This is a genomic window from Aliiroseovarius sp. ABM4_368, assembly GCF_056161205.1.
The window spans coordinates 1-223 of the sequence record NZ_JBSWYR010000036.1; the positions used below are offsets into that span (position 1 = coordinate 1).

Consider the following 223-nt stretch of genomic DNA (forward strand, 5'->3'; position numbering starts at 1 on the left):
GACCGTCGCTGTGGCCGTATCACAGTTCGTCCCGTTCAAGTTCTCACAGATCGTATAGGGATAGCTGTAAGTGCCTGCCGTCGTGCCCGGCGCGACAGTGATCGTCCCGTCTGCATTCATGGTGATCGAGCCGTCAGTTGGGCTGGGTGCTGTGCCGGGGGTCAGGGTAATGTCAGCCGGATCAACAACCACGCCATTCAACGTGTCGTTGTCCAGAACAGAC

Annotated in this window: 1 protein-coding gene; it reads right to left on the bottom strand. The window is 58.3% G+C overall.

Features of this window, described 5'->3' with window-relative positions; genetic code table 11:
• Positions 1-223, bottom strand: a 223-nt coding sequence (locus tag ACXAH3_RS16525) for an Ig-like domain-containing protein (protein WP_474863372.1), incomplete at both ends; no start/stop codon positions are given.